Here is a 2,500-nt window from a genome sequence, read left to right on the forward strand (position 1 = left end):
TGTCCCCACCCCCGATTCAGGGGGCCAGGTTAGAACCTCAAACGCACCAGGGTGGTATTTCAACGTCGGCTCCACGACACCTGGCGGCACCGCTTCTCAGCCTCCCACCTATCCTACACAGATCCGTTCAAAGTCCAATACAAAGCTGCAGTAAAGGTTCATGGGGTCTTTCCGTCTTTCCGCGGGGAGATTGCATCATCACAAACATTTCAACTTCGCTGAGTCTCGGGAGGAGACAGTGTGGCCATCGTTACGCCATTCGTGCAGGTCGGAACTTACCCGACAAGGAATTTCGCTACCTTAGGACCGTTATAGTTACGGCCGCCGTTTACCGGGACTTCGATCAAGAGCTCTCACCCCATCACTTAATCTTCCGGCACCGGGCAGGCGTCACACCCTATACGTCCACTTTCGTGTTCGCAGAGTGCTGTGTTTTTAGTAAACAGTCGCAGCCACCTATTTTTTGCAACCCATTCACGCTTCGATGCTCTCTACACGCTACTAGGGCACACCTTATCCCGAAGTTACGGTGTCAATTTGCCGAGTTCCTTCTCCCGAGTTCTCTCAAGCGCCTGAGAATACTCATCTCGCGCACCAGTGTCGGTTTGCGGTACGGTCAACTGCAAGCTCAAGCTTAGTGGCTTTTCCTGGGACCCCATTCGGTCACTTCACGAGACATGCTCGCTCGATCGACAGCCTCGGTATGTGAGCACCGGATTTGCCTAGCGCTCGCCTACTTCTGCCTAAACCGGCACTTCCAACCGCCGGATGACCTAGCTTGATCCGTCCCCACATCGCACTTGCAGCCGGTGCAGGAATGTTGACCTGCTTCCCATCAGCTACGCATCTCTGCCTCGCCTTAGGGGCCGACTCACCCTACGCCGATGAACGTTGCGTAGGAAACCTTGCGCTTGCGGCGAGCGGGCTTTTCACCCGCTTTAACGCTACTCATGTCAGCATTCGCACTTCCGATACCTCCAGCAGCCTTCACAAGCCACCTTCACAGGCCTACGGAACGCTCTCCTACCATGCGTGTTACCACGCATCCGCAGCTTCGGTGCCCGGCTTGAGCCCCGTTACATCTTCCGCGCAGGACGACTCGATCAGTGAGCTATTACGCTTTCTTTAAATGATGGCTGCTTCTAAGCCAACATCCTGACTGTCTTAGCCTTCCCACCTCGTTTCCCACTTAGCCGGTCTTAGGGACCTTAGCTGGCGGTCTGGGTTGTTTCCCTCTCGTGTCCGGACGTTAGCACCCGGTGCACTGTCTCCCACGCTCATACTCTTCGGTATTCGGAGTTTGCCTTGGTTTGGTAAGTCGCCATGACCCCCTAGCCAAAACAGTGCTCTACCCCCGAAGGCAATACGTGAGGCACTACCTAAATAGTTTTCGGAGAGAACCAGCTATTTCCAGGTTTGTTTAGCCTTTCACCCCTATCCACAGCTCATCCCCTACTTTTGCAACAGCAGTGGGTTCGGCCCTCCAGTACCTGTTACGGCACCTTCAGCCTGGCCATGGATAGATCACCTGGTTTCGGGTCTACACCCAGCGACTCTATTCGCCCTGTTCGGACTCGGTTTCCCTGCGCCTGCCCTACTCGGTTAAGCTTGCCACTGAATGTAAGTCGCTGACCCATTATACAAAAGGTACGCCGTCACCCCAAAGGGCTCCGACTTTTTGTAAGCATGCGGTTTCAGGTTCTATTTCACTCCCCTCCCGGGGTTCTTTTCGCCTTTCCCTCACGGTACTGGTTCACTATCGGTCGATGATGAGTATTTAGCCTTGGAGGATGGTCCCCCCATCTTCAGACAGGATTTCACGTGTCCCGCCCTACTCGTCGCACGCCTAGTTCCACCACCAACTTTTTCCATACGGGGCTATCACCCTCTGCGGCCGGCCTTTCCAGACCGTTCTGATAAGTCAATGGCTACATCGTGCAGGCTCCTCCGATTTCGCTCGCCACTACTCTCGGAATCTCGGTTGATGTCTTTTCCTCGAGCTACTGAGATGTTTCAGTTCGCCCGGTTCGCCTCCTGCACCTATGGATTGAGCGCAGGATACCCTCATCGGGTGGGTTTCCCCATTCGGAGACCTCCGGATCACAGCTCGTTTGCCAGCTCCCCGAAGCTTTTCGCAGGCTACCACGTCCTTCTTCGCCTATCATCGCCAAGGCATCCACCACATGCTCTTGTTCACTTGACCCTATAGCTTTGCCGCCTGCCGCACTGCCGCGTGTTGACACCACACGCACAGCCAGCCCAAGCGTCATCGCACGGTCGCAGCAAACAGACTTCGCGCGTCTTTGTCGCCGCCTTCTCCAACTGCGCACACCGCAGCCCACCGCACCCCACCGTCGACCACCGCACCCACTGCCTCCCAGCGGAGGAGCAGAGCAGCCGCCACGGCACTCGGGGCTGCAGACAGCCACAGCGCACGCCGTCGTTCAATGATTGTCTCTGACGCCAATCTTCGCTATGCACACCGCACGCCACACCCAGC

Annotated in this window: 1 rRNA gene (only partly in view); it reads right to left on the minus strand. The window is 56.1% G+C overall.

Going from position 1 to position 2,500, the window contains the following annotated elements:
• A 23S ribosomal RNA gene (locus tag Tchar_RS09000) occupies positions 1–2,203 on the minus strand; it reaches 677 nt to the left of the window's first position.
• Positions 2,204–2,500: the final 297 nt, after the last annotated feature.

Source organism: Tepidimonas charontis (genome assembly GCF_007556685.1).
Classification (GTDB): domain Bacteria; phylum Pseudomonadota; class Gammaproteobacteria; order Burkholderiales; family Burkholderiaceae_C; genus Tepidimonas; species Tepidimonas charontis.